This window comes from Desulfomarina sp. (genome assembly GCF_054039375.1).
This window is the reverse complement of sequence record NZ_JBPLBA010000152.1, coordinates 1-6,237: the sequence shown is the minus strand read 5'-3', so window position 1 is coordinate 6,237 and position 6,237 is coordinate 1. Positions and strand designations below refer to the sequence as shown.

The 6,237-nt window shown below is 46.6% G+C and carries 6 protein-coding genes; 1 reads left to right on the top strand and 5 read right to left on the bottom strand.

Features of this window, described 5'->3' with window-relative positions; all coding sequences use genetic code 11:
* Window positions 1-265 precede the first annotated feature (265 nt).
* Together ACXLDX_RS09110 and ACXLDX_RS09105 are read right to left on the bottom strand one after the other, a co-directional pair.
* Complete coding sequence (locus tag ACXLDX_RS09110; RefSeq protein WP_457576863.1) at window positions 266-1,375, bottom strand: tRNA-queuosine alpha-mannosyltransferase domain-containing protein; 1,110 nt, start codon at window positions 1,373-1,375, stop codon at window positions 266-268.
* Window positions 1,353-1,841: a YkgJ family cysteine cluster protein gene (locus ACXLDX_RS09105; protein ID WP_457576862.1), complete on the bottom strand. Its 489-nt coding sequence runs from the start codon at window positions 1,839-1,841 to the stop codon at window positions 1,353-1,355. The genes ACXLDX_RS09110 and ACXLDX_RS09105 overlap by 23 nt, the downstream gene beginning before the upstream one ends.
* A gap of 52 nt (window positions 1,842-1,893) precedes the next feature.
* Here ACXLDX_RS09105 and ACXLDX_RS09100 point away from each other — a divergent pair, with 52 nt between their 5' ends.
* A complete protein-coding gene (locus ACXLDX_RS09100; protein ID WP_457576861.1) occupies window positions 1,894-2,370 on the top strand; it encodes a YchJ family protein in 477 nt (158 codons plus the stop codon).
* Between the two features lie 10 nt (window positions 2,371-2,380).
* Here the strand turns inward: ACXLDX_RS09100 and ACXLDX_RS09095 are convergent, their stop codons facing one another.
* The 3 genes from ACXLDX_RS09095 to ACXLDX_RS09085 all read right to left on the bottom strand — a co-directional run.
* Window positions 2,381-3,583, bottom strand: coding sequence for an MFS transporter (locus ACXLDX_RS09095; RefSeq protein ID WP_457576860.1), 1,203 nt, complete (start codon window positions 3,581-3,583; stop codon window positions 2,381-2,383).
* A gap of 80 nt (window positions 3,584-3,663) precedes the next feature.
* Window positions 3,664-4,857 (bottom strand): bifunctional phosphopantothenoylcysteine decarboxylase/phosphopantothenate--cysteine ligase CoaBC, encoded by a 1,194-nt coding sequence (gene coaBC / locus ACXLDX_RS09090; RefSeq protein ID WP_457576859.1) that lies wholly within the window; start codon window positions 4,855-4,857, stop codon window positions 3,664-3,666.
* 16 nt (window positions 4,858-4,873) lie between these two features.
* Window positions 4,874-6,237, bottom strand: a 1,364-nt coding sequence (locus tag ACXLDX_RS09085; RefSeq protein ID WP_457576858.1) for a sugar transferase, incomplete at its 5' end; no start/stop codon positions are given.

Here is a 6,237-nt window from a genome sequence, read left to right as displayed (position 1 = left end):
TCAAGGTTTCCAGCGAACTTGCCTCAAAAGCACAGGTCCCCATCAGGAGGATGCTCGATTTTGCCAGAACCATGAAAAAAGCGTAAATTCCTGACTGGTTATTGTCTGTCCAGAAATGAGGATTTTTTATTCGAGATCAAGGCGCACGGGAAATTTTACCGCAGGCATTTAATTGATATCGGAGTCTACGCTTACCTCCGAGGAAAAATTTTTTCGGCCAACGCGGATATCGGGCAAAAAAAAACCAACTATGGACAGACACTGGTTACCTTTTTTCTTCCCCCGCTGCCCCTGCCTGCAGCCAGGATCGGTATTTTCCCCTCATGGCTCCCCAGCTCAATCTGTCTGTAATAGCCCTGATCTCCTTTTCCTCAAGCTTTTTTCTATTCTGAACGGCTTCCTGCAGATGGTCTGTCAGGTCTCCTTCACCGTATAAAAACTGTGCCCCGAAAAGTTCAGGATACGAGAGCCTGTCAGGCAAAAGCGGATAGCACCCCGCCCGAACAGCTTCAATTACGGAAATTCCATAAAACTCGTGATATGCAGTGGAAACAACAATATCTCCCTGCCGCAGATAAGCGATGTACCGGTCATAGGATTTCACATAACCACAGTGAAGAATCTTCTTTTTGAAACGTTCCATTGCTTCATCAAAACAATCAGGATAAAACCTGAATTTCTGACCGAGAAGAATGAGACGAAAGTCGATCCGGTTCAGCTCAAGCTCTGTCAGACTTCTGAAAAACTCTTCCGGGTTTTTATCGTGCTCCCAGCGATGATTCCAGACAATCACCGGAACCCTGTTATGTTTTTTCTTCTCCATCGCATCAATACGTGAAAAATCAATGGGAGGAAAAAGAACTGTACTCTTTTTCCGCAGGGCGTCAGTTACCCATACCAGATCCATATCCGTAGCCTTTTTCACATATCTGCGACATCCCGTTAAAAAACTTTCATAATTAAAAACAGTATTGAACCCTATCGAATCCGAAACCAGACCACTGTTGAAATTTATGGCCGTAAACTGAAACCTGGCGGGATCGGGAACCTGCCCGGGGTAGCTGAATTGGTTTTCATGGAAATAGGTAAGAAACCTTGTTGAAGGATTCCACCCTTCAATTCCACACAACAACCCTTTCAACATCCCCACATCAACAAAGGTTGAGCAGAGAACCGTATCAAAATACCTCTTCCCTCTCTCAAGTTTACTGATCTGTTTATAGTACCAGGGAGCCGCCAGCTGCATGCGCATTTTCCATTTTCTTGCCGGCAATGTCATCAAGCAATATTCTGCAGGAACATGCTGACACAACCCGTCCAGAAACTGTTTATGGGAACCGCCGTAATATGGCTCAAGGACAAGAATTCTTTTCATCCGTTTTTTCCTTTTTCATCGCCTTTTTCAACTCCCTCTCAAATGGTATCACTTCCACAAGAGAGTACCCGCAACCGGCAGGTAATGTGCCACCGCAGAAAAATAATGATTTTTCCGGAAAATTCCTGCAGAGCGGCAGACGTTTTTCATGATTCCTGCAAAGCCCCTCTTCCGTCAGCCATGTGCAGCGAAAAAGAAGAAACCCCTGCCCATCCTTTCCTGTTATTTCAAATCGTTTATATTCAGGGTGCTCTTCTGTTATTGCTTCAAATTCTATTTCATCCCGCAACCAGCCGTCAGTGTGTTCCAGGCTGATTGACTGGCAACACTGTCCACAGTTCAGGCAGTGGCCGGTTATCAGTACAGTCTTTCCCATCAGCTTAAGTCGGGCAAACCGAACAAATCCAAGGAGAGAAAAAGTTTTATTTTTCTTGATAAACCGGCATATTTCACGATAAAAAGACATTTGAATGCCTTAAATAATAAGAATTTTCGTTTAAGCTCAGAAAGGGAAGTGAATGACACATAAATCCATCTCCTGCCCCTGCGGCAGCAGTGAACCTTTTTCAGTATGCTGCGCCCCTGTTCTCAACAATCATAGCCGGGCAGAAACAGCCCTGCAACTGATGCGCTCAAGATACACGGCCTTTGTCCATAAAAATGACAGACATATTCTTGCAAGCTGGGATCCATCAACCAGGCCAAAATCCCTGAACCATGACGCCCATCCTGTTTCCTGGATTGGATTACAGATCCATGAAACGGAGAAGGGAATGGAAAATGATGTCGATGGAACTGTAACCTTCACCGCAACCTATATCGAAAACGGACAGCTCTGCCATCTCAGGGAAAAAAGCAGGTTCCGCAAAGAAAACGAACTCTGGTTTTATATTCACGGAGAGTGCGATCTGAATAAAGAGAAAATTGCCAGAAACAGTGCCTGTCCCTGCGGATCTGGAAAGAAGTTTAAACGCTGTTGTCTGCAGGTAAGGTGACTGTTGAAAATCACAATTTTTTTTCTGCAGTGTTTCGCCAGAGAAACACGGTTACCAGGCAGATCAGCAGGGATACCGCTGCAAGGGCATAAAATACATATTCTATCCCCCAGTGCAGCTTGATCAGTTTGATAACTTTTACACTCAGTGCTCCCACCCCGAAGGTGAGTATGAATTTCATGCCATAGGCTGAACTGATCAGTTTGGGAGGAGTGAGTCTTGCCACAAGAGTATTTTCGATAGGCTGCATACCCAAAAGAAAAAAACTATGGAGAAGGGCAAAAACAATCAATGGTATGTCGGCCGTGAGGGCCATCCCTATTGCCGCAGGAATGGTGATCGCGTGGAATAAAAAATAGCTGACCCTCAGATCATATTTTTCTCCGACCATACCTCCGAAAAACTGGCCAGCCATCCCCCCGATATAAATGATGGAAGTAAAAAGCGTTGCCGTTACATTGGCAGATCCCATTCCCCCGGTCAGGCGGGTGAGAGCATCAAATAGCCCACCGTTTTTCAGTTCAAAATAAGATGGTAGGGTAACGGATGTCCCACGATAGACTATTCCCCCGAGCATCATGGCCACCAGAAGAATATAAAATGGCGTCCAGGACGAAAATGAATTCACCTTGACCGGAACAGGTTTGTTTTTTTTCCCTCTCCCCCTGACCCTGCCGGAAACCAGGAATACCAGGCCCAGAAGATTCATCCCCCCCACAACCGCATAGAGTGCATCTATACTGTAAAAATAATTTATAATTCCGGCAAGAAACGGTGCGGCCGCCAGACCCAGGTTCCCGAACATTCCGTTTATTGCCATGGCAGTACTGGTTTTTTCCGTTTCTCTAGCGATCCAGCCAAGCCCCGCCGGATGATAAACACCTGAAAATAAACCTGTTCCTGCCAGGGCAAGACTGAACAGAACCGGTCTGTCGATAGAAATGGCCGCTCCAAATGCAGAAAGGGCCGCCCCGAGGTGAAAGACAGCAAGCAATATTCCAGGTCCGAACCGATCCGCAAGAAATCCCCAGGGAAGAGCCGACAGACCAAAAAGAAGATACATCATAAAGGACAGGCCAAGGGTGTCGGCCATCCCCATCCCCAGCCTTGCCGAAAGAGGCAACAGCACTGCGGGAAAAACCAGCATATTGAAATGACTCATAAAATGACCATAACAGGTCACAATGAGCAGGGAACGTTCGTTTTTTGTCATCGACACAGTATTGTTTTCTTTATCTGAATCCTGCAATCAGAAGAGACCGTGAAAAGCTGGGTATTCGTGAGCAATCACCTTTACATCAGGGAACAGATTCTGTCCAGGAGAAGATCAGCAGTATGCAGTTTCCCAGTGAGGGGCAACTGCTCTGCCCCGGATTTTGAAAGCAGAAGGAGCTGATTACTTTCAGATTCAAAACCCGTATTCTCCCCACTGATATCATTTACAGCAATCAGATCCAGGTTTTTTCTCTTCAGTTTTTTTTCGCCTTCTTCACGCAATCGCCTGCTTTCGGCGGCAAACCCGATCAAAAGCTGGCCCTCTTTTTTTCGTCTGCCGAGTTCCAGAAGAATATCAGGGTTCCGTACGAGAGAAAGGGCTGGAGAGATCTCTTCCTTTTTCATCTTATGAACCGCCTGCTCCCCTGGTCGATAATCAGCTACTGCCGCACTTTTAATGATAATATCAGCCTGTTCTGAGGCTTCAAGAACAGTGTCATACATCTCTTCTGCCGTCTGAACCTCCAGCCGTTTCACCCCCGCCGGGCAGTCAAGAGATGTGGGACCACTGACAAGAATCACCTGCGCTCCACGGCGAAAAGCCGCTCTGGCAACAGCGTATCCCATTTTCCCTGAGGATCTGTTACTGAGAAAACGTGCGGGGTCAATGGGCTCTCTCGTGGGCCCGGCCGTTACCAGAACCGTTTTCCCTGCGAGATCCTGTTTTGTAAGAGCTTTTGCAAGGTACTCCACCACAATTTCCCAGTCAACCAGCCTTCCCTTCCCCTCATCACGGCATGCCATCCTCCCAAAACCCGGTTCGATGATTTCATAACCGAATTTTTCCAGTTTCAGAAGATTTTCAATGGTTGCCGGATGCTCATACATCCTGGTATTCATGGCCGGACAGACGAGAACCTTTGCCCGTGTAACCAGGGCTGTAGAGGTAAGAAGATTGTCGGCGATTCCCGCGGCCAGGCTTGCAATGGTATTGGCAGTTGCAGGGGCAATGAGCAGAACATCCGCTTCGCCACCCAGACTGATATGAAGCATGGGATCATCACCGTCATCAAACATATCTCCCACCGTTCTTCTTCCCGTAAGAGCGGAAAAAGTAAGCGGCGTTACAAATCGGGTCGCAGACTCAGTCATAATCACTGTGACTTCAGCCTCCTCCTTAACCAGTGTGCTCACCCAACCCGCCACCTTGAAAGCGGCAATCGAACCGGTGACACCCACGACAATCTTCTTTGCCGCAAAACTGTTTACCATGACCTCTTCTCCGCAGTCAATATGCACCGTTGCCCTTCACCATGCAATAGACAGTCCTGACAATAATTTTTATATCCGTCCATAAAGAGTAATTGAGGATATACCAGTCGTCCATGCGTACCCTCTCAACGTATTCATCCACATCGGATCGCCTTCCCACCTGCCAGGGCCCTGTAATCCCAGGTTTCATGGAACAGTATCGTCCGGCACTTTCCTTGTAAAAATCGTTGAGTTCATCCCCCACAATCGGTCGTGCCCCGACCACACTCATGTCTCCCCGCAGGACATTAATAAACTGTGGAAATTCATCCAGACTGGTCCGCCTCAGAAACCTGCCAAACCGGGTTACGCGCGGATCATCTTTCAGTTTAAAATGAAGCTCCCACTCCTTTTTAAGATCTTCATTCTCATCAAGCAGTTTCTGGAGCTCCCGGTCTGCACCAACTTTCATGGTTCTGAACTTCAGACAGTTAAATGTCTTTCCCGCCGCGGTGATCCTCTTATGCCTGTAAAAAACAGGCCCACCGTCACTGATTTTAATCAGCAGAGCAATAATAATCATCAGCGGGGAAAAACAGGTGAGCACAGCAAGTGAAAAAAAGAGATCAAATCCCCTTTTCCACTCGGTGTGGGGATTAAAATTCAATATCAGCAAATCTCCGAGGGACTGTATCTCGGCATGATGAAGACCATATACGTAAAGATCTGGAACCAGATAAATTCTGGCCCCAAGCGATCTGCATTCTCTCAGGATGGTAAATATTTTTCTCTCTGCCCGCATGGGCAGAGCAATATAAACATAATCAATATCATGTTGTTCAAGATAATCGTTGATGGCGGAAATATTACCGAGAACCGGTTTTCCATAAACTTCCGTAACCGTTTCCTCGTCAATCTTATCATCAAAAAAACCAAGCACCTCTATCCCTGCCCAGGGCATTTCCTCAACTTCCTTGACAAGAGTAACACCAAGATCTCCGGCGCCCACTACCACTGCCCTCCTGACATTTTTCCCCTTTTCCCTGATCATTCTGAGCATTTTCCTGGCAAGAACATGGATAAAAAACAGAAAAAACGGAGTGGTAACCGACCAGACCAGAAACACAACCCTGGAATAGGCAATGGAAATTTTGAATATGAAAAAATAGAACAGCAACAGACCGATAACGGCGGCCCATGCCTTCAGAATCACAAGAAACTCTATGAAATAACGCCATCCACGCCAGGAACGATATAACTGAAACGACTGAAAACTGATAAAACAGAGAACAAAAGTGATTATCAGAAGACGGGAATAATATGGACTCCACGGTACCCTGTACCAGATAACCAGCAGCGAGAGATAACCAACGGTAAAACAGCAGTCAAAAAGGTGCAGTA

What these genes read in the sequence shown, in the direction of transcription:
- ACXLDX_RS09110 (WP_457576863.1), bottom strand. Translation starts at nt 1,375, where the DNA reads ATGAAAAGAATTCTTGTCCTTGAGCCATATTACGGCGGTTCCCATAAA.
- ACXLDX_RS09105 (WP_457576862.1), bottom strand. Translation starts at nt 1,841, where the DNA reads ATGTCTTTTTATCGTGAAATATGCCGGTTTATCAAGAAAAATAAAACT.
- ACXLDX_RS09100 (WP_457576861.1), top strand. Translation starts at nt 1,894, where the DNA reads ATGACACATAAATCCATCTCCTGCCCCTGCGGCAGCAGTGAACCTTTT.
- ACXLDX_RS09095 (WP_457576860.1), bottom strand. Translation starts at nt 3,583, where the DNA reads ATGACAAAAAACGAACGTTCCCTGCTCATTGTGACCTGTTATGGTCAT.
- coaBC (WP_457576859.1), bottom strand. Translation starts at nt 4,857, where the DNA reads ATGGTAAACAGTTTTGCGGCAAAGAAGATTGTCGTGGGTGTCACCGGT.